The organism is Flaviaestuariibacter amylovorans (genome assembly GCF_039541815.1).
Lineage (GTDB): Bacteria > Bacteroidota > Bacteroidia > Chitinophagales > Chitinophagaceae > Flavisolibacter > Flavisolibacter amylovorans.
In genome coordinates this window covers 42,127-61,208 of record NZ_BAABGY010000020.1, presented here as the reverse complement: position 1 = coordinate 61,208, position 19,082 = coordinate 42,127, and the positions used below count along the sequence as shown (strand labels likewise).

The 19,082-nt window shown below is 61.1% G+C and carries 22 protein-coding genes; 4 read left to right on the top strand and 18 right to left on the bottom strand.

Annotation, left to right across the window (positions count from 1 at the left end; translation table 11 throughout):
* Positions 1–4: 4 nt before the first annotated feature.
* Complete coding sequence (locus ABD937_RS23375) at positions 5–736, top strand: response regulator transcription factor (RefSeq protein WP_345258482.1); 732 nt, start codon at positions 5–7, stop codon at positions 734–736.
* 113 nt (positions 737–849) lie between these two features.
* On the opposite strand, the gene ABD937_RS23370 is transcribed toward ABD937_RS23375, so the two are convergent.
* Positions 850–1,551 (bottom strand): SDR family NAD(P)-dependent oxidoreductase, encoded by a 702-nt coding sequence (locus tag ABD937_RS23370; protein WP_345258480.1) that lies wholly within the window; start codon positions 1,549–1,551, stop codon positions 850–852.
* Positions 1,552–1,595: 44 nt separating this feature from the next.
* Between ABD937_RS23370 and ABD937_RS23365 the strand changes: the two genes are divergently transcribed.
* Positions 1,596–2,303 (top strand): YjjG family noncanonical pyrimidine nucleotidase, encoded by a 708-nt coding sequence (locus ABD937_RS23365; protein ID WP_345258479.1) that lies wholly within the window; start codon positions 1,596–1,598, stop codon positions 2,301–2,303.
* A gap of 458 nt (positions 2,304–2,761) precedes the next feature.
* Here the strand turns inward: ABD937_RS23365 and ABD937_RS23360 are convergent, their stop codons facing one another.
* From ABD937_RS23360 to ABD937_RS23345, 4 genes are all read right to left on the bottom strand, one after another.
* Positions 2,762–2,926, bottom strand: coding sequence for a hypothetical protein (locus ABD937_RS23360; protein WP_345258477.1), 165 nt, complete (start codon positions 2,924–2,926; stop codon positions 2,762–2,764).
* A gap of 31 nt (positions 2,927–2,957) precedes the next feature.
* Positions 2,958–3,617, bottom strand: a complete 660-nt coding sequence (locus ABD937_RS23355; protein ID WP_345258476.1) for a phosphatidylserine decarboxylase family protein — start codon at positions 3,615–3,617, stop codon at positions 2,958–2,960.
* A 115-nt stretch (positions 3,618–3,732) separates the two neighbouring features.
* Positions 3,733–4,593, bottom strand: coding sequence for a phosphatidate cytidylyltransferase (locus ABD937_RS23350; RefSeq protein ID WP_345258475.1), 861 nt, complete (start codon positions 4,591–4,593; stop codon positions 3,733–3,735).
* A gap of 2 nt (positions 4,594–4,595) precedes the next feature.
* Positions 4,596–5,558, bottom strand: a complete 963-nt coding sequence (locus ABD937_RS23345) for a CPBP family intramembrane glutamic endopeptidase (RefSeq protein WP_345258473.1) — start codon at positions 5,556–5,558, stop codon at positions 4,596–4,598.
* Between the two features lie 66 nt (positions 5,559–5,624).
* Between ABD937_RS23345 and dusB the strand changes: the two genes are divergently transcribed.
* Positions 5,625–6,656, top strand: coding sequence for a tRNA dihydrouridine synthase DusB (dusB, locus tag ABD937_RS23340; RefSeq protein ID WP_345258472.1), 1,032 nt, complete (start codon positions 5,625–5,627; stop codon positions 6,654–6,656).
* Positions 6,657–6,943: 287 nt separating this feature from the next.
* Here the strand turns inward: dusB and ABD937_RS23335 are convergent, their stop codons facing one another.
* Together ABD937_RS23335 and ABD937_RS23330 are read right to left on the bottom strand one after the other, a co-directional pair.
* The gene (locus ABD937_RS23335) at positions 6,944–8,431 is read right to left on the bottom strand and encodes a PAS domain-containing sensor histidine kinase (RefSeq protein WP_345258471.1); all 1,488 of its coding nucleotides are present in this window, start codon (positions 8,429–8,431) and stop codon (positions 6,944–6,946) included.
* Positions 8,432–8,776: 345 nt separating this feature from the next.
* Complete coding sequence (locus ABD937_RS23330; protein WP_345258470.1) at positions 8,777–9,781, bottom strand: bifunctional methionine sulfoxide reductase B/A protein; 1,005 nt, start codon at positions 9,779–9,781, stop codon at positions 8,777–8,779.
* Between the two features lie 170 nt (positions 9,782–9,951).
* Here ABD937_RS23330 and ABD937_RS23325 point away from each other — a divergent pair, with 170 nt between their 5' ends.
* On the top strand, positions 9,952–10,635 hold the full coding sequence (locus ABD937_RS23325; protein ID WP_345258469.1) for a porin family protein: 684 nt from the start codon (positions 9,952–9,954) through the stop codon (positions 10,633–10,635).
* A gap of 302 nt (positions 10,636–10,937) precedes the next feature.
* Here the strand turns inward: ABD937_RS23325 and ABD937_RS23320 are convergent, their stop codons facing one another.
* From ABD937_RS23320 to ABD937_RS23270, 11 genes are all read right to left on the bottom strand, one after another.
* A complete protein-coding gene (locus tag ABD937_RS23320; protein WP_345258468.1) occupies positions 10,938–11,402 on the bottom strand; it encodes a DUF1801 domain-containing protein in 465 nt (154 codons plus the stop codon).
* Between the two features lie 153 nt (positions 11,403–11,555).
* Positions 11,556–12,626, bottom strand: coding sequence for a 3'-5' exonuclease (locus ABD937_RS23315; RefSeq protein WP_345258466.1), 1,071 nt, complete (start codon positions 12,624–12,626; stop codon positions 11,556–11,558).
* Positions 12,627–12,706: 80 nt separating this feature from the next.
* Positions 12,707–13,294, bottom strand: coding sequence for a hypothetical protein (locus ABD937_RS23310; protein ID WP_345258465.1), 588 nt, complete (start codon positions 13,292–13,294; stop codon positions 12,707–12,709).
* Positions 13,285–13,659, bottom strand: coding sequence for a cupin domain-containing protein (locus ABD937_RS23305; RefSeq protein WP_345258464.1), 375 nt, complete (start codon positions 13,657–13,659; stop codon positions 13,285–13,287). Before ABD937_RS23305 ends, ABD937_RS23310 begins: the two co-directional genes overlap by 10 nt.
* Positions 13,656–14,258: a GNAT family N-acetyltransferase gene (locus ABD937_RS23300; RefSeq protein WP_345258462.1), complete on the bottom strand. Its 603-nt coding sequence runs from the start codon at positions 14,256–14,258 to the stop codon at positions 13,656–13,658. Before ABD937_RS23300 ends, ABD937_RS23305 begins: the two co-directional genes overlap by 4 nt.
* Positions 14,255–14,776 carry a DinB family protein gene (locus tag ABD937_RS23295; RefSeq protein ID WP_345258461.1) on the bottom strand — a complete coding sequence of 174 codons (522 nt, stop codon included), beginning with the start codon at positions 14,774–14,776 and terminating at the stop codon, positions 14,255–14,257. The genes ABD937_RS23300 and ABD937_RS23295 overlap by 4 nt, the downstream gene beginning before the upstream one ends.
* 100 nt (positions 14,777–14,876) lie before the next feature.
* Positions 14,877–15,074 carry a hypothetical protein gene (locus tag ABD937_RS23290; RefSeq protein ID WP_345258459.1) on the bottom strand — a complete coding sequence of 66 codons (198 nt, stop codon included), beginning with the start codon at positions 15,072–15,074 and terminating at the stop codon, positions 14,877–14,879.
* 45 nt (positions 15,075–15,119) lie between these two features.
* Positions 15,120–16,280 (bottom strand): vWA domain-containing protein, encoded by a 1,161-nt coding sequence (locus ABD937_RS23285; RefSeq protein WP_345258458.1) that lies wholly within the window; start codon positions 16,278–16,280, stop codon positions 15,120–15,122.
* Between the two features lie 46 nt (positions 16,281–16,326).
* Complete coding sequence (locus tag ABD937_RS23280) at positions 16,327–17,496, bottom strand: hypothetical protein (protein WP_345258457.1); 1,170 nt, start codon at positions 17,494–17,496, stop codon at positions 16,327–16,329.
* A 124-nt stretch (positions 17,497–17,620) separates the two neighbouring features.
* Complete coding sequence (locus tag ABD937_RS23275) at positions 17,621–17,956, bottom strand: hypothetical protein (RefSeq protein ID WP_345258456.1); 336 nt, start codon at positions 17,954–17,956, stop codon at positions 17,621–17,623.
* Positions 17,957–18,168: 212 nt separating this feature from the next.
* Positions 18,169–18,762, bottom strand: a complete 594-nt coding sequence (locus ABD937_RS23270) for a glutathione peroxidase (protein ID WP_345258455.1) — start codon at positions 18,760–18,762, stop codon at positions 18,169–18,171.
* Between the last annotated feature and the right edge of the window lie 320 nt (positions 18,763–19,082).

Sequence of the window (19,082 nt, the reverse complement as noted above, 5' to 3'; positions counted from 1 at the left end):
TCGCATGAACCCTACAAAGAAACCTTCCATCCTGCTGGTGGAAGATGAAGAGAACCTGCACGAGGCGCTCCGCCTCAACCTGGAGCTCGAAGGCTACGAGGTGACCTCGTCGTACGACGGCATCGCGGCGCTGAAGGCCTTCCAGGAGGAATACTTCGACCTCGTGATCATGGACGTCATGATCCCCGAGATCGATGGCCTGTCAGTGATCCAGAACATCCGCCTTACGAACGACGAGGTGCCCATCCTGATCCTGAGTGCGCGCAACAGCAGCGAAGACCGCGTGCGGGGTCTCAAGAAGGGCGCCGACGACTACCTTACAAAGCCCTTTAACCTGGAGGAGCTGATCCTGCGCGTGCAGAAGCTCATCTCGAAAAGTAAGCGCATCAAGGAAAAGACGACCCTCGGCGACACCTACACCTTCGGCGGCCACACGGTCAATTTCAAGGCGCAGGAGGCCCGTACAAAGGCAGGGGAGCGCATCGAGCTCTCGAAGAAGGAGACGATGCTGCTGAAGCTTCTCATCGAAAACCGCAACGACGTGGTGCCGCGCGAGAAGATCCTGCAGTCGGTATGGGGCTACAACGTGTATCCCACCACCCGCACCATCGACAATTTCATCCTCAACTTCCGCAAGTACTTCGAAGAAGACTCGCGCAACCCGAAGTATTTTCATTCGGTGAGGGGAGTCGGTTACAAGTATGCCGAAGAGAAAGAACAGGTGAACAAGGAATAAGGAACAGGGAACAAGGAATTAATAAAACGGCCCGTAGCGCTCCATGCTACGGGCCTTGGCCATTTTGTACTTACTTCAACTGTTCCCTGTTCCTTATTCCCTGTTCCATTGTTCTACAGATCTCCCAGTTGCGGGCGGATCACCAGTTCTTCTACGGTCGCAGCATACGAAAGCCCGGTCATGGCGTGGATCAGCGTGGCGATGTCCTCGGGCTTCATGATGCGCTCGGCGGGCACGCCGGAGCCGTTCCAGGAATCGGTGTACACGGCGCCGGGGAGCACCGCGGTGACCTTGATGTTGTGGGGCTTCAATTCTTCGCGCAGGTTCTTGCTGAAGCCCAGCAGGGCGAACTTGGAGATGCTGTAGGCGCCGCCGTTGGGGTAGGCCTGCAGGCTCGCGATGGAGCAGATGGTGAAGATGTGGCCGCTGCGCGCGGCGATCATCTTCGGGAGCACGGTGCGCGTTACGTGGTACGCGCTGTAGAGGTTGGTGGTCAGCATCGCCTCGAGGGCGCCGTCGGGCTCGGAGGAGATGGAGCCGGGCACGAAGGTGCCCGTGTTGTTCACGAGCACGTCCACGCCATCGACGCTGTTGTTGACCCATTCTCCGAAACGACGGGCACCTTCCTTGTCCGACAGATCGGCGGCGAAGGCCTCGACGCGCACTTCGGGAAAGCGTGCCCGGAGGTCTTCGACGGTGCCCGTTAAGGTTTCTTCGTTCCGGGCGTTGAGGAAGAGGGCCGCCCCATGGCGCGCGAATTGCTCTGCGATAGCCTTGCCGATGCCGCGCGAGGCGCCGGTGATCACCACGTTCATGTGTACTTTTGTTGGTTCATCGCAAAGCTAAAGCCCGTCACCCAATGCCGTCCGGAAAATACCGTCACCTCTTCTTCGACCTCGACCATACCCTCTGGGACTTCGATGCCAATGCGCGCGCTACCCTCGAGCAGCTGCACCTCGACCTGCGCCTGCCCGACAAGGGCATCCGCGACTTCGACCGCTTTTACGAGTGCTACGTGGCCCATAACGACAAGCTCTGGGCCCGCTACCGGCAGGGGCATATCAAGCAGGACGAGCTCCGGATCAAGCGGATGTGGCTGACGCTGCTCGACTTCCAGGTGGCCGACGAGGAGCTGTGCGAAGAGCTCGCTAACCAGTTCCTGCAGCTGATGCCGACGCGGACCCGTATTTTTCCGGATACGATCGAGGTGCTTACGTACCTGCAGGAAAAAGGATATGGCCTGCACCTCATTACCAACGGCTTCGAAGATATCCAGCACATGAAGCTGCGCGTGTCGGGCCTCGATAAATTCTTCCGGCACGTGGTGACCTCCGAGGGCAGCAACAGCCTGAAGCCGCAACCCGAGATCTTTCATTATGCCTTGGATAAGGCGGGTGCCACCGTTGCCGAAAGCCTCATGATCGGCGACGCCCTCGACGTGGACGTGGCCGGTGCGCTGAACGTAGGGATGGATGCGGTGCACGTGAATTACAACGGCAAGCCGCAGGTGGATGTGAAGCCGACCTACACCATTACTGCCTTACGGCAGCTGGAGGAGTTCCTGTAATCGGTGTAAGGTCTTGTAAATGCATATATCCCGGCGCAGGCGCCTGGCTGTTCTTAAAGATCAACGCGGGTTTCGCGCGGAGACGCCAAGACGCGGAGCACGCAAAGCCACCTTTGACCCGTCATTGCGCGGAGTGGCCTGCGGAAGGCAAGGGCCCGACGAAGCAATCCACCGATGGCTGGCACAACGGCTCCTGGCGAAGTACGCGCTAATGGCCGCAGTGTCGCCTTTTATCAGATTGTTTTGTTGCTGACCGCCTCTGGCGTCCATCTGCCTTGCAATGACGGTTGCTTCGCCTAGCGCAATATGCTCCGCGTCTTTGCGCCTTGGCGTCTCCGCGCGAAACCCGCGTGCCGCTTTAAAGGGTGTCAGCCGCTTGCGGCGGGAAAAACTCGGAGGTCGCACGCATAAAAAAAGCCCCCCATCCGGGAGGCTTCAATCTTTTTGAAAGTACGCGCTTACATCTTCGCGCACTTCTTCATCTCTTTCTTGCACGCGGCTTTCTCCATCTTGGCGCAGCAGCCATGCTTCTTTTTCTTGCCCTTGTCGGCGTTGAGGGCCGTGGCGGTTACCGTGCCTACGGCGAAGATGGCGGCCAGTGCGATGAGCGTATACTTTTTCATGCGGAGGGTTTGTGTCTTAAAGTTAGGGGAATTACCATTTGCCCAGCACGGTCACGCCGCCCTGCACCTTCTGGTTGATCTTGACGTCGATCTGCGTGCCCACGGGCAGCAGCAGGTCTACGCGGGAGCCGAACTTGATAAAGCCCATCTCGCCGCCCTGGTGCACCCGGTCGCCGGGCTTCAGGTAGTTGACGATCCGCTTCGCCAGGGCGCCCGCGATCTGCTTCACCAGCACCTCGCGGCCGGAGAGGCTGCGGTACACCACGCTGTGACGCTCGTTTTCGGTGGACGACTTCGGGTGCCAGGCCACGAGGAACTTGCCGGGATGGTACTCGCTGTAGAGCACCTCGCCGTCGATGGGGTTGCGGTTCACGTGCACATTGAGCGGGCTCATGAAGATCGAAAGCTGGATGCGGCGGTCCTTGAAGAACTCGTCGGCCTCTACTTCCTCGATCACCACCACGGTGCCGTCGCAAGGCGCTACGATCAGGTCGGAGCCGGAGCTGTGGGTGCGCTTCGGGATCCGGAAGAAGGAAAAGATGAAAATGAGCAGGCCCACCGTGGCGATGAGGATGATCCACGTAAGCACCGGGTAGCGGGGGGCAAGGAGGAAGAGGGTCAGGAGGTTGATGACGGCCACCACGATGATGGATAGGAAAATGGTAGGGTAGCCTTCTTTATGTATGCGCATCCGTTGGTTTTATGGCCGCTAAATTAAGGTTCTTAAGGTTCTTAAGGTTTTTAGGGTTTACGGTTCCGGGTTTCGCCTTCTATGGCTGAGCTCCGGGGCAACAAGAGCCCAGGACTCAAAACATCAGAACAACGTAGACCCACACGGCTGTAGCAGCGAAGAGGAGCGAGTCGAAGCGGTCGAGAAAGCCGCCGTGGCCCGGCATGAAGGAGCCACTGTCTTTGACGCCGGCCATCCGCTTCAGCTTGCTCTCGAACAGGTCGCCGTAGGTGCCCGTCACCGCCGCAATGGCGCTGATGGCGGCGGTATGAACCACGGGGAGGAGGCCGCTGAAATGGGCGATGGCGCTCATGGCGGCCACGGCCAGCAGGGCGCCGCCGATGGTGCCTTCCCAGGTCTTCTTGGGCGAGATGGGCGAGAGCGGCGTTTTGCCGATGAGCGAGCCCACGATATACGCCATGGTATCGTTGATCCAGATGCTGAAGATCACGAGCAGCGGCAGCACGAGGTTGAGCGATGTGTACGTGCTTGCGGGCGTCAGGGTCAGCGGGCGGAAGCGCAGGTCAACGAGCAGGCCGAGCGGCAACGAGAGGTACAGGAGGCCTGCCAGCGCGTAGCCGAGCGCGACGGGGCGCTTCAGCAGGAGCAGGGGGCTCAGCAACAGCAGTGCCGCTCCTGCCCAGAGGGCGCTTACCTGCAGGTTGAGCGACCCGGTGTCGAGGCCCCCGTGCGTGAAGTACAGCAGCACGCACCAGCCGCCGAGCGGGATGCCAAAGCGTATGGCGGGATGGTCTTTCGGGAACGCCGGCTGAAAGGCGGTTACGAGCTTCCGGTATTCGCGCCAGCCCCCGAAGTGTACGAGGGAGAACAACACCAGGAACGAGTGCTCGTTCCAGAAGAGGCCCGCGGCCATGATGGCTACAAAAACGACGGCCGTTAGGGCGCGGGTGCGAAAGGTGGACCAGTTGAACGCCATGCTTAAAATCTTAGGTCTTTTGCGGGTTGGGGTCGCAGCTCGTCGGCATACACGGCTTCGAAGCGCGTATCGCTCTGCCGGCGCATCAGCCACACGAGGAGGCCGGTGAGCGCGGCGCTGATGAGGGCCACCGGGAGCATCAGCCCGCTGTTTTGCAGCACCGGCGCATCGCTCGTCACCGTTTCCGGCTTGAAGTAGGCGATCGTGATGAACAGCGCATCGTAGAAGAAATGGGCGAAGATGGAGGGCCAGAGCGAGCCGCTGTACCAGTAGGCGGCGCCGAGCAGGATGCCGAGCAGGAAGCGGGGGAGGAACCCGTAGAACTGCATGTGGAAGAAGGAGAAGAGGAAGGCCGCGATCAGGATGCCGGCCCAGGGGCTGCGCGTGCCCTTGATGAAGAGGCGCTGCACGATGCCGCGGAAGAATAGCTCCTCGCCCACGCCGGCAAACACCGCGATGAAGACGAGGTTGAGCAGCAGGTCCCCGATCGTGCGCATCTTCAGTACCACGCCCAGTGCGCGTGCCGCGCTTTCCTCCATCTCGCCGGCCTTCTTTTGAAAAGGGCTGTGCTGAATGAGCTCCTTGTTGAGCAACCCGGTGTATTCCACGAGCGGGATCGCCACCAGCAGGGCCACCACGGCAAGGAGCCAGTAGCCGGCGTGCGACGGGGCGCGGAGGCCGAGGTATTGCCCGGGGCGCGGGTCGGAAGCTTTGGCGAACAGGAAGGAGGGGATCAGGAAGAGCCCGAGGAACTGCAGGAGGAAGGTGCCGCGGAGCATCGAGAGCACGGCCGGATCGTTCGGGTTCCAGGCCTTGTAATTACCCATGTCGAGCAGCTTGATGCCGGTGATCTGGGCCAGGATCATCCCGCCGAAAAAGAACACGATCATGAAAATCCCCACCGCCATGCCTACGAAGAACAGCAGCTGTACCCCGATCGGCCGCGTTTTAAGATATGTTTGCATAAAGCTCCGGCAAGGGATTGTACCTTTGCGCTCCGGCTGCAAGATAAGCCGGATTATTCAGCTGCTGTGGTCACCATCGACAAGATACAACTCCCCGACTTCCCGCTCCTCCTCGCTCCGATGGAGGACGTTTCCGATCCTCCCTTTCGCTCGGTGTGCAAGGTGAATGGCGCCGACCTCATGTACACGGAATTCATTTCCTCCGAAGGCCTCATCCGCGATGCCATCAAAAGCCGCAAGAAGCTCGACATCTTTGAAGAGGAGCGTCCCGTAGGTATCCAGATCTTCGGCGGCGACGAGGAAGCCATGTCGCTGTCGGCACAGATCGTGGAGACCGTGAGCCCCGACCTGCTCGACATCAACTTCGGTTGCCCGGTGAAAAAGGTGGTGAGCAAGGGCGCCGGAGCCGGCGTGCTGCGCGACATCGACCTCATGGTGCGCCTTACAAAGGCGGTGGTCAACTCCACCTCCCTGCCCGTGACCGTGAAGACGCGCCTCGGCTGGGACGATAACAGCATCAACATCGACGAAGTGGCCGAGCGCCTGCAGGATGTGGGCATCAAGGCCCTCGCCATCCACGGCCGCACGCGTTGCCAGCTCTATAAGGGCGTGGCCGACTGGGAGCCCATCGCCCGCGTCAAGAACAACCCCCGCATCCACATCCCCATCTTCGGCAACGGCGACATCGACTCGCCGCAGAAGGCGCTCGACTACAAGAACCGCTTCGGCGTCGACGGCCTCATGATCGGCCGCGCGGCCATCGGCTATCCCTGGATCTTCCGCGAGATCAAGCACTTCGTGGCTACCGGCGAAATGCTGCCCCCGCCCACCGTGCAGCAGCGCGTGGATGTGATCCGCCAGCACCTCCACCGCTCCGTGGAGTGGAAAGGCCCCATCGTCGGCATCAACGAGATGCGCCGGCACTACACCAATTACCTGAAAGGCCTGCCCAACATCAAGGAGTTCCGCGCAAAGCTGGTGACGCTGCCGGTGGTGGAGGAGATCGACGCCGTGCTCGACGAGGTGGTACGCTACTACGGCAGCATCGAGCTGCCCCGCCCGGAGGAATATTTCTACGCCGGTACCTGCCGCGGCTAGGTGCACGCAAAAGAATCAGGACGACATGATTTTACGATAAGGCCCCGCCAACGGCGGGGCCTTATCGTTATTGCGAGGCACGAAGCAATCTCCACAACTTGCGGAGTGTTCCTAAGGCCGTGGCTTTGAGGATCACTCCGCGTAACATAGGAGATTGCCTCGTTGCACTCGCAATGACCCTTGCGTGCTCCGCGTCTTAGCGTCTTTGCGAGAAACCCGCGTACCGCTTTAAGAAATGCCAGCCGCTTGCGTCGGACAATATAAGCGATGATTTTCTACATGAACCCTTATCGCAGCGGGATGCTCACCTTGATCATCGTGCCCTTGCCCGGCGTGCTTTCGATGCGGAAGGTGCCGTTGAGGTGCTCGGCGCGCGAGCGCATGTTGGTGATGCCGATGCCCGTGTGCCGGGTGTTGATGTCGAAGCCGCGGCCGTTGTCGTAGATCTGCAGGTTGAGGTGTTCCTGCCGGCGGCTCAGCAGGATGGCGGCGCTGTCGGCATCGGCATACTTGATGCTGTTGTTGAGCGCTTCCTGCACGATGCGGTAGAGCGCCAGGTGCATGTCGCGCGAGATCTCCGCGTCGTTGATGCCTTCGATACAATGCCGCACCGCGATGCGGCCGGTGAGGTTGATGGATTCCACCAGCTCGCGCAGTGAGTCGGTAAGGGAGATGGAGCCCAGGGTAGGCGCGGAGAGGCGCTTCGAGATGTTGCGGATCTCGTCGATGCTGTCTTGCAGGTGGCCCATCGCGCGGTCGGCCAGGCCTGCCGGGCTGCCGATACCGTCGCGCAGCATTTCCATATAGAGCTTCACGGTGGTGAGCACCTGGCTTACGTTGTCGTGCAGCTCCTGCCCGAGCTGGGCGCGCTCGCTTTCCTGGGCCTGGATCACGGCGGCGGTCATCTCCCGCTGCAGCGACCGGGTCTTCTGCTCGAGCTCTACTTCCAGCAGCACCCGGTCGGTTACGTCGTGGCTGTTGATCACGAGTCCGCGGATGGCATCATCCTGCAGCAGGTTGGAGCCGTAGGATTCGATCCAGCGCCAGGAGCCGTCGGCGGCACGGAAGCGGTAGGGTGCGATGGTCGCCCGTTCGTGTGCCAGCAGTTGCCCGAAGGCCCGCTGCACCCGGCCCAGGTCGTCGGGGTGGATAAAGCCGGAGAAGTCGCGCTGGCGGAAGTGTTCCGTGGTGTACCCCAGGATGGCCGTTACCGAAGGACTCGCATAGAGGTAGTTGCCGCTGTCGTCGAGGATGGCGATCATGTCGGAGGAGTTCTGCACCAGCGACGTGAATTTCTGCTCGCCTTCGCGCAGGCGGCGCTCCGCTTCCTTACGCTCGGTGAGGTCGCGGATAAACGCGCAGAAGAACGACTGGCCATCTTCCCGGATGGGGGTGATGATGAGCTCCACCGGGAACTCGCGGCCTTGCCGGTCGATGGTGGTGATCTCCATGCGCTGGTTGAGGGTGCTGCCGTCGCCGGTCTGGAGGTAGCGGTCGAAGCCTTGCTGATGGCGGGCGCGGAAGCGCTCCGGAATGAGCGTGGTGGTGAGCGGAGCGCCCAGGATCTCCGGTCGCTTCCATCCGAAAAGGAGTTCGGCCTGTGGATTCCAGAGAATGATCCGGCCACTGGTATCGATGCCGATGATGGCGTCGAGGGCGGCCTCGATGATGAGGCGCGTTTTCTCGCTCAGGTCCCCGTAGAAGTCCGGTACCGGCGGGGGCGGCACAGGGCGCAGGGGAACGCGTGAAGTAGTATGGGGTTGGGCGTGTTCCATGCAGTCAGGTCTGTATTGAAGTTACAATCCCGGCTGCGGATCCCCGCACATCTCCTAGGCGATTTTGGAGGGTTAAGCAGTAATACCTAGCCCTGCTCCGGCGCCAAGGCAGTAGGCTCCCTTAAAGGCTGTTTCAATTGATCAAGATCTCCGAGACTTTGAAAAGGTCGGCCGCAAGCGGCCTTTGAACGCAACGGCGCGACGAGGAAACGCGTGGTGTTGTTCAGCTTATAGGCTTCGCTGCGTCGCCCTTCGCTGCGGCGCAGCGCAAAACAGGCCGCTTGCGGCCTTGCCAGGCCCTCTACTAGCTTTTAAGATCGTACCACCTAAACAGTGCGTGTCCCGTCAGGCCCCCTGCGTTTTCAGGTGCCCCTTGAAGTACTCGCGCATCTTCGCCAGCTTCGGGTTGATCACCGACTGGCAGTAGGCGCGCTGCGGGTTGGTACGGTAGTAGCCCTGGTGGTGGGCTTCAGCGGGATAGAAGGCTTGCAGCGGCTGCACCTCGGTTACGATCGGCTTTTCGAAATAAGGCTGCAGCTCCTGCATCACCGCCTGCGCGGTGGCCGCCTGCTCCTCGTTTTCGGTGAGTACAACGGAGCGGTACTGCGTGCCCACGTCGGCGCCCTGCCGGTTGAGTGTGGTTGGGTTGTGCATGATGAAGAAGACCTTCAGCAGGTCGGCATAGGAAAGGGCGCGCGGGTCGAAGCGTACCTGGACCACTTCGGCATGCCCGGTGCCGCCGCCGCACACCTGCTCGTAGGTAGGGCGTTCGGTGCTGCCGCCCGCATACCCGGAGACCACGCTTTCCACGCCGCGCAGCTGCTCGAGGTAGGCTTCGATGCACCAGAAGCAGCCGCCGCCCACGGTGGCCGTTTCCAGCACTTTTTCTTTTGTCTCGGTATCGCCGTCTCCGCTCTCCGTTTTGCGCAGCGAGGCCGAGTTGATGCAGAAGCGGAGGCCCGAGGGGCGCGGTCCGTCGGGAAACACATGGCCCAAGTGCGCGTCGCATATGTTGCACAGTACTTCCACACGGTCCATGCCATACGAGGTGTCGCGCTTGTAGCGGATGACGTTGTCCTGCACCGGCTCCGTAAAGGAGGGCCACCCGGTGCCCGACTCGAACTTGGTGGTGGAATCGAAGAGCGGTGTGCCGCAGCACACGCAGGCATAGATGCCGGGTGCGTGGGCTTCGCAGTATTCGCCGGTAAACGCACGCTCGGTGCCGTGTTGCCGCGTTACGCGGTATTGCTCGGGTGTGAGCAGGGCTTTCCATTCGGCGTCGGTCTTTTCGACACGGGTGTCAGGGGTAGCAGGGTTGCGGCTATGGTCAAGGACGTCATTCCAGTTCATGGGTATTGCTTTACAGATCAACGAATGTAACGAGGTGCCGGTTCACTGGGTGACGTATGGCATCGGGCAGCAACGGGTGTTTAACAAAAGCTTTGGGCGTGCCGGTTAATCCATCGGGAGCCGTGGCCTTCTTACCTCCGAAGCGCACCAACAACCGCCTTCCCTAACTTATGAAAAAACAGTTTCTACTCCTTGCCGGCCTTGCGGCTGTGCTTTCCGCTGCTGCCCAACAGAAATCCGCAGGCCCCGAAAAAGTATCCTTCGGCATCAAGGCCGGTCTTAACTCCGCTTCGATAAAAGGCGAGGCGAGCGAGAGCCTCAATGGCATGGTCGACTACACCGATGGCATCTTCAATACAGAGAGCCGCACGGGCTTCTATGCCGGCGGTACCGTCAATATCCCGGTCGGTGGTGGCTTCTCCATCGAGCCCGGCATCCTCTACGATCAGAAGGGCTATGTGCTTCAGGGCTCCTATGGACTCAAGGACGCGGAGTTCCTCTCGCTCAATGGCAAGGCCCGCCTCAACCTCAATTATATTTCGCTGCCCGTGCTGGTTAAGGGTACTTTCGGCGGCTTCCAGGCCTTTGCCGGCCCGCAGGTGTCCTACCTCGCGCAGGCGCAGCTCCATGCTACTGCCGGCGCATTAGGATTCAACGTATTCAACAAGCGCTACGACGTGGCCGACCAGTTCAATAAGGTCGACTTCGGCCTCACCGGCGGTATTGGCTACCAGTTCAATAATGGCTTCCACATCAATGCGGCTTACGACCATGGCCTGGGCAAGATCGACGCGGACCGCAGCCTCGATGCCTATAACCGTGCCTTCAAGGTGGGCGTCGGCTTCCGCTTCTAACCGGACTCGTGTTTTACCTATAGAGAGGCCGCCTCCGGGCGGCCTTTCGTGTTCCGTGTCGGGTGCCGTATCCCGGGATTTCTCAACCAGCCCATGGCTTCAGCCATGGGTTTTCGATTTATAACCAGCCCACGACTTTAGTCGTGGGGAAGAAGAAACAAGGAACAGGGAACAGGGAACAAGGAACAAGGAACAAGGAACAAGGAACAAGGAACAGGAATCCGTAGAAGTACGGCAACGGACAAGGCCAAAAAAGACGCATCCCTGCGTCTTTTTCAATGTAGTTGCGCGCTGCGGGGCGATCACTTCCGCGAAGCGGCGAGCTGCGATTCGTATACCTCGATCCAGCGCTGCGGGGACATCTTGCCGGCCAGCTGCTCGAGGAGGGCAAAGGGGATGGCGTCGGGCTTCTTGAAGCGAATGCAGGACTTGCCCATGTCGAGCTTCGTCTTGCTGTGTTTCGGGTATTCGGATACGAACCAGTCGAGCAGCTCCGGGTCGCTGTACATGCCCATATGATACAGGGCGATGAAGTTCTTCTGCGACGCAACGGAAATAAAGGGAAGCGCCTGCTTCGGGTTGCAGTGATAGCCGTTGGGATACAGGCTGTGCGGCACCACGTAATTCAGCATGCCGCCGGCCATGCGCTCCTCGAAGCCGGGCGGCAGGTGCGCTTTCAGGATCGAGCGCAGGCGCTCCATGGCGGCTCTGCGCTCTTCAGGAATTTCGGCGAGGTATTGCTCGGGGGTGGCGGCGTTGGAGGTCATTGGTTAATGTGCTAATGAGCGAATATGCTAATGTGCTAATATAGGGAAGCCCGAAATAATGGAACTCGAGATGACCTAGAGAAAATGCGGCAGTGAAAGATTTACGACTACACGACTTTAAAAAACGGTCGCAACTAGAAAAGTATGTTCGACCTAAGTTCCCCCTACGGGGGACAGGGGGCCGGAACCGTGGCCGGTGCCCTTGATCTCTTCTTCGAGCAGCTGCAGCATGATGTCGCGGGCGTCTTTGTGCGGGAACCTGTACGATGAGGGCGGCTCGGTGGCGTAGGTCACCACGAGGTGCGCGCCTTCCTGGTGCGTGGTGAAGGGGAAGTCGCCGGTGCCGAACTTTAGCTTCGTGTAGAGCGCGCCGGCAAGCGCCACGTTGTTGGGGATGCCGTTGGCCTCGAGCCAGGCCACGATCTTGTTCTTCCAGAGCAGGTTGTAAAAGATACGTTGCGCGGCAAGCTTCGTTTCGGCGCCGAAGTCGCTCTTCTCGTAGATCCACTTGAGGTAGTCGACGTCTTCCTCCACCCGCTTGCCTTTGTTCTTGCCGAAGGTGTACACGATGTGTCCGCCGCCTGCCCGCTGGAACTTGCGCCCGAGGTCGAGGTAGTGGTTGTCGCCGAGGTAGTCGTGCAGGAAAGAGGTGTTGCCTTTGAGGTCTTCGTAGCGAAGCAGCTGGTGCTTCAGCACATCGATGGTGGCCAGTACGTCGGCGCGCGCGCCGTGGGCGCCCTCGTGCTCGCGGTTGCAGTAGAAGCGCACGGCCGCCGCGAGGTCGCGCTTTTCCTTGTGGTGGTAGATGGCCATCACGTCCACCAGCTTCGTTTCGCTTACCTTGATCGGGTAGCGCTTGTAGCGCGCGAATTCCTCGATGAGGAAGGGTACGTCGAAGCGTTTGATGTTGTAGCCGCCGAGGTCGCAGCCGGCAAACCAGGTCTCGAGCTCGGGGGCAAGGCTTTCGAACGTGGGCTGCCCGGCAACATCGGCGTCGGAGATGCCGTGGATGGCGGTGGCTTCGGCCGGAATGGGAACAACGGGGTCGATGAGGTGGTAGCGCTCCTCCTGCGTGCCATTGGGGAGGAGCTTGATGGCGCACAGCTCGATGATACGGTCCTGCCCCGCGTTGGTGCCCGTGGTCTCCAGGTCGAAGAACACGATGGGCCGCTCGAGGTCGAGGAAGGTGGTGGCCGGCTTTGGTATGAAATACGGTTGCTCCATCAGGCGTTGAAAGGGCAAGGTACGAAAAAGGGCTTGCACGGGTTATGGGCACTTATGCACAGGCGCGGCGTCCGGTCCCATCAGCGCGGGGTGATGTGCAATTGAAAGGAGCGCAGCAGGAGCAGGAGCTCGATCGGCCGCAGGGCTGCGAAGCATTCGAGGATGCCGGTCATTTCCTTATCCGCATCGGATGCTTCCCAGAAGGAATAGGGGCCCGACCGGAGGCGGCATTGCAGCTCGCCATTCATCGTCCAGGCATAGGCAACTCCCGCACCGAGTGCACGGCGCTCATCGCGTTTCAGGCGCAGCAGGTCGAAAGGATGTGCCCGCCAGCAGGAATGCACATGGTAGGAATCTGGCCCGAGGAAGTGCGTGCGCCGCTCCGTATAGCCGACCTCGCGGCCGGTTTCGTCGCGGAACTTGAGCGTGCGGAAGTGGTGCCTGAAGCGGTACTGGTCAAGGGAGTACGTGTGCTCCTCGCCAATCACTTTTGCCACCGCCTCGGATTCGCTGGTGGCGATGGCGGCGATCAGGCGCTCCTCCTCATAGAGCTCGAACTTATCCGAACCGTCAAGGCGTTTGCCGATGTCGCTGAAGTACACGCTGTAGGTGGGGCGGCGCTTGAACGTGTAGGTCTTGCAGGGAGCGAGGGCCGGACTCAGATCCATTCGAGCTCGTTTCGCGTCAGCACGCTTTCCGCATCGCCGGTGTTGAGCGTGCCCGCCGGCTCGAAGAGCAGCACCGAGCACTCGTTGTCGGCAACGGGCCGGTGCTCCACGCCACGCGGCACGATGAGCAGCTCGCCGGCGTTCAGCTCCACGCTGCGGTCGCGGAACTCCATGCGGAAGCTTCCCGCGATCACGAGGAACAGCTCGTCTTCGTGCTCATGCTGGTGCCATACGAATTCGCCTTTGAGCTTTACGAGCTTCACGTGCTGCCCGTTGAGCGCGCCTACGAGGCGTGGATGCCAGTGGTCGCCGAAGCGCGCGAGCTTTTCGGCAAGGTTGATCTTGTCGGGGCCTGGTCCGGTCATCGCTGTTGGTTTGGGGTTTCGCCCTGGGTGCGTTGCAGCCATTCCGCGCGCAGCAGCCCGAACACCACCGAGTGCTCATGGCGGCCGTTGGTGAAGTAGTGCTCGCGCAAGAGCCCCTCGCGCACAAAGCCGTGTCGTTCCATCAGCCGGAGCGAAGGCGTGTTGCCGGGGCCCACAAACGCTTCAATGCGGTGCAGCCCGAGCTCCCGGAAGCCGTACGCGAGCACGGCGCCGAGGGCTTCGCTCATATAGCCCTTGCCCCGCTGCGTTTCGTCGGTGAGTACGTAGCCGATCTCGGCGCGGGCATGGTCGGTATACCACGTGTGGAAGCCGCACCACCCGATGGCGACGTCACTTCCCTTGGGAAGCAGGTGAACGAAGAGGAAGGTCTTGTTGAAGGTGGTGAAGCCGCCGGCGAACTTCGCTTTCTCGCGCTGGTAGGCATCGGCCGGCAACCCGAGCAGGCGCGCTCCTTCTGCTGCCGTGCACTCATTGTATAAATACGAGAGCGCGGCCGCGTCGGCCTTGCGCAGGTGGAGGCGCTCCGTGTCGAGGAGCACGGTCAGCGGCGCCGCGGTAGTGTTGGCGACGGTACTCATGCGATGGGTGTGCTGAGGTGAAGGGATTCGCGGAGCGCTAACAGGTGCCGCTGCGTGTGCTGCACCATGAAGTGAAGCCAGTCGATCATCGTGAGCTCGCCCAGTATCGGGTGCCGGTAGGTGCGGTCGTCGGGCCGGATGCGGCCGCTGCTGAGGTCTTCCTTCAGTTGCGTGCGTTGCTGTTGAAAGCGGTCGATGAATGCGTCGACGGTAGTGAGGCTGCCCTTCGGCTGCACGATCTCCGGCGCCACGATCTTGTATTGCCGGCCCTGCACCAGCAGTTTTTCCAGCTTGGCGTCGCCAAACAGCTCGGGCACGCCCGCGCGCGTTTCGGTGCCCCGCTGCAGCAGGTGCCACACGAGGCCTTCGAGCAGGCACACATGCTCCAGCTCCTGCACGGGCGACCACCTTCCTTCGGCTCCTTCCGGTGCGCGGTGTTCGGGAATGCTGCGGGCAAGCTCCACCATTTCGGCTTCCTGGCGGTCCAGCCGTTCGTAATAGGCGTCGAGGTCCATCATGGGTGTTTCGTTCGCCTAAAAGTACGGCTTCCGGCCCGCATACAACGACCCGGCCGCACGGCGGGAGGGGCTGTGCGGCCGGTCTTGATCCGGGGCAACGTTATTGGTCGCGGAAGCCGTTGGCGCGGTTGCCGTCGTTGCTGTTGAGGGCGTCCATCTCGTCGGTATCGGAGCGGTCGCCATGGCCGAAGTGCGGCTCTTCCGCATGGGGCGCGGCGGCCCCCTGCGCATTGGCGTCGGGAGTGGTGCCTTGCTGGGTTTGCTCCGGAGGGGCGGGATGTTTCTGCTCTTCTTTCATATGCCTGCGTTTGCTGCCGGTACCCGTGCAAACGAGATGCCGCGCTCAGCGGAAGCGGAAGCCCCGGGCGCCAGCCTGCTGCTTCAGGAGGCGCGCCATCTCGCTGCCGAGCGTGGCCGTTCCCGTCGTGGCGCGTTTTTTCCGCTCGGCCTGGAGCCAGGCATCGCGGCGCACACCCAGCGCGGCAATCTGGCGCTGCAGCTGCGCCCGCTCTTTATCGCTGTACCGGTACCGCACCTTTGGGGCGGCGGCCGCACTGCCTGGCGTGCCCGACTGACGGCGCCTATGGGTATTGACCTGCACTTCCAGGTCGTGCGGATCGTATTCGGGACTTCTTTCGGTGACTACGTACTCGCGAAGTGCATCCGGGTTATTGATGTCCCGTACTTCCACCGTATCGGGCGGTGCCAGCGTGCCCATAGCGCTGCGCGTTGTAATGCGCTCGGCCTGGATGCCCGGACTATAGCCTCTGATTGTAGTGGGCGCGTTCATCGCGAAGGCGCCGCTCCTCCTGGCACCGGCGTTCACCTTCTCATTCAGGGTAATGAGCTGGCGGTCGAAGGGCGTTTCGGGAAGCTCCTCGGCCTCATCGGCGTTGATGCTGGTAAAGCTGCCGCCGCCGCATTCCGCGCCAAGGTCCCAGAACTCATTGTAGGCCTGTGCCCGGTAGCCGCAATAGATCGTGTTCACCACGATCCCTTTGGCTACGGCTTCGGCGCAGGCGGTCGCATAGGGGTAGCGTCCCTGGCGGAAGTTCTCGTTGCCCGCGATGAAGATCGCTTTGTAGGAGGCCGGCGAGGGATCCCACTGCAGCTCCGTTACGGCAGCATGGATCGCCTCGGCGCAGTATTCCTCGCCCCCGTCGGTACGCAGCCGGAACAGCTGGTCCGAAAGGGCGTCGAGGTTGCTGGTAAACGGGCTCAGCTGCCGCACGTAGCCGGCAGCGGCGCCGTTGGACGGTCTCCCGTATTCATACAGGGCGATCTCCACGGTCGGGCGCCCGGCTTCGCACTCACTGCGCGCGAGCATCCGCGCGGTGCTCCAGAGCTGCGTCTTCGCCTGCTCGATCAGGCCTTCCATGGTGAAGCTCACGTCGAGCAGCAGGGCTACCTGCAACTTGGGTACCGCTTTTTTCTGTGCCTGGGCAGGGTGAGACAGGAGTAAGGCGAGCAGGCAGGCGCCGGCTATACGGGAGAAGGAGCGCATAGGTAGGTTGGTTTAGTATGAGTACGAAACGCTGCCTGTTGCCGGTTTATTGGATGCGGTAGCCGAAACGTCCTGCCTGCTCTTTCAGGATCTTTTCCATTTCGGTTTCGAGCGTGGCTTCGTTGGTTTGCTGTGCGCGCTTGCGGCGCTCGGCGGCAAGCCACTGCTCGCGCTCGGCGCTTGTTTTTTCGATCGCCTGCCGCACGGCCTCGCGCTCCGCGTTTTTCGCGCGCACAAGGCGCAGCAGCTCGGCGTTCGACTTCTTCTTCAGGCTGTCGGGTAGCTCGCTGCGGTTCATCTTCGCCACGTAGATGCTGTCGCCCTGCTTATCGTCGGTGGCAGCGTCGATGAGGTCCCACTGCACATTTTTGTACAGCGATTTCTTACCCTTTACCGCGATGCGTGCGGCCGCCGTTTTGCGCGAATGGGCAACGTTGGCCACATCGGCCGTTTCCATGCTCATGAAGCCGCTGGCGCCGACGCGGCCGTAGGCGATGTGCGTGCCGTTGAAGCGGCTGTTGAGCGTGATGAGGGTGCTGTCGTAGGGCGTCGGGATGTCTTCGAGCTTCGAGTTGGAGTTGATGCTGGTGAAGTTACCGGTACCGCACTCGGCGCCGAGGTCCCAGAAATCGCGGATGCCGCTCATGCGGTCGCCGCAGTAAATGGTATTGAGGATGATGCCGCGCTGCCGCGCTTCGAGGCAGGCCTGCGTATACTGTACGGAGCCCTGGCGGAAGCTTTCGTTGCCGGCGATGAAGGCGACCTTGTAGGTGCCCGCGGCGGTGTCCCAGTCGAGCTCTTTCACGGAGGTGCTGATGGCCTGTCCGCAATACTCTTCACCGCCGTTGGTCTTGAGCGCGAAGAGCAGCAGCGAGAGCGAGTCGAGGTTGCTGGTGAACGGGGTGATGCGCTTCACGTAGCCGGCAGCGGGGTTGTTGGATGTGCGCCCGTATTCATACAGGGCGATCTCGATCTTCGGCGCTCCTTCCGGGCATTGGGCGCGGCCGAGCAATTGTACCGTGCTCCAGAGCTGGGCCTTCGCCTGGTCGATGAGTCCGTCCATGCTGTTGCTGACGTCGAGGAGGAGAGCTACCTGCACCCGTGGATTTTTGGGTGCCGGGGCGGGTGGTGCTTCGGAGCGCGGGCCGCGGAAAGAGAAAACGAGCGGAGTGACGGCGGCCAGCAGCAGGCCAAGGGCCAGGTATCGGTTGCTCATGTCGGAAGGTTTCCAGAAAGATGTAACCTTTCGCGCGATTGCACAAACGATAAGCAGCGGGTGCGGGTGGTTTTAGGTTGCTTTTAACACGGGGCGCCAGGCTCGTGCACGGCGTAAGTAGCGGTTAACAGGGTGTTTTTAGTCCGGCGGGTACCACCGGGGCGCCGATGCTGATCGTTTCTTCCTGCCAATCGGGATGATGCCAGAGCTTCTGGTCGCAGGGGCGCCGGGTGGCGGGGTCGGTCCACCCGATCCGGAGGTAGCCGCCGCGCCCGACGCGGGCCTTTGCCTCCAGGCGGGGCCAGCTGCCGTCGGCATTGCGGGTGAGCTCATACTCCTCGGCTACCGGTTTGCCGGGAAGCAGGCGTGCGGGCGATAGCGGCGCGCCGTCGGCATAGAGAAAGTAAAAGATCCTGCCGATGGCCTCCACTTTCAGCGATAATACCGGGGGAAGCAGCATATCCGTTGGTTTGCCTGCAAGATGGGCCAATCATCAAAGCCGGACAATGGTGTTTCTACGATATTTTACCGGGGAGGAGCGGTTTTGTTCCGGAGGTTTGGGAGGAGGCGAAGGGTTTTGTGAGGTTTTGAAAGGTTTTGTGAGGTTGGTTTTTTGCGGTGGTTGCTTCGAACACCAGGGCCCGTGCCTTGCCGGATTTGCCGTGACTTCGGCTACCTGCGCTCCATAGCCTGGATGACCGCGTCGGAATCGGGCGTGATGGCGGGGTCGAAGTAGTGCGTGAGGCGTCCCTGTTCGTCGACGAGGTACTTGGCGAAGTTCCAGGTCGGGGCCTGGCTGTTCCAGCCGTTCTGCGCCGGGTCGGTGAGCCAGCGGTACACGGCTTGCTGGTCCGCGCCGGGCAACACGGGCGCTTTGCGCGCCACCGGGAAGGAGATGCTGAAGGCGGTGCGGCAGAAGGCGCCGATCTCCGCATCCGAGCCTTGCTCCTGCTCCTTAAAATCATTGGCCGGAAAGGCGATGATGGCCAGCCCGATGGAGCGTGCTTCCAGCTCGCGGAGCGTTTCGTAATGGCTTGTATAAATACAGTTGCTCGCCGTATTCACCAGCAGTAGCTTGCGGCCGCGGAAGCGCGAAAGCGGCAGCCGCTCCCCGTTGCTGAGCGTGAGCTCGAGATCGTACAGGGATGCCGGCGGCGTTACCGCGGGCTCGCGGTGCAGGACCTTGCGGTGGCGGCCGGTCAGGCGCGCTACCGCCTGGTAAACGGGATAGAGGGAGCGGAGCAGTCGTTGCCGGAAGGTCATCATGGGAGCGAAGGTAGGGTGGGGGATCTCAGATGTGTGATCTCAGATTTCAGATTTCGGCTGGCGCCCGATAAGGATCCCGGATGTTTGATCTCAGATCTCGGATGTGTGATCTAGGATCTGGCTGACGCGCGACAAGGTTCTGAGAGAAGGCGACTTTAGTTATATCTGTATTCGCCGATTGGCGAGCGGTTCGAATGTCATTATCGGGTCTTTGCACCTTTGCGGCTTTACGTGAAACCCGCGTTCGACTTTAGGAAATGTCAGGCGCCTGCGCCGGACTGCCCGAGCGGACACTGCGCGTAACGCAGGAGATTGTCCCG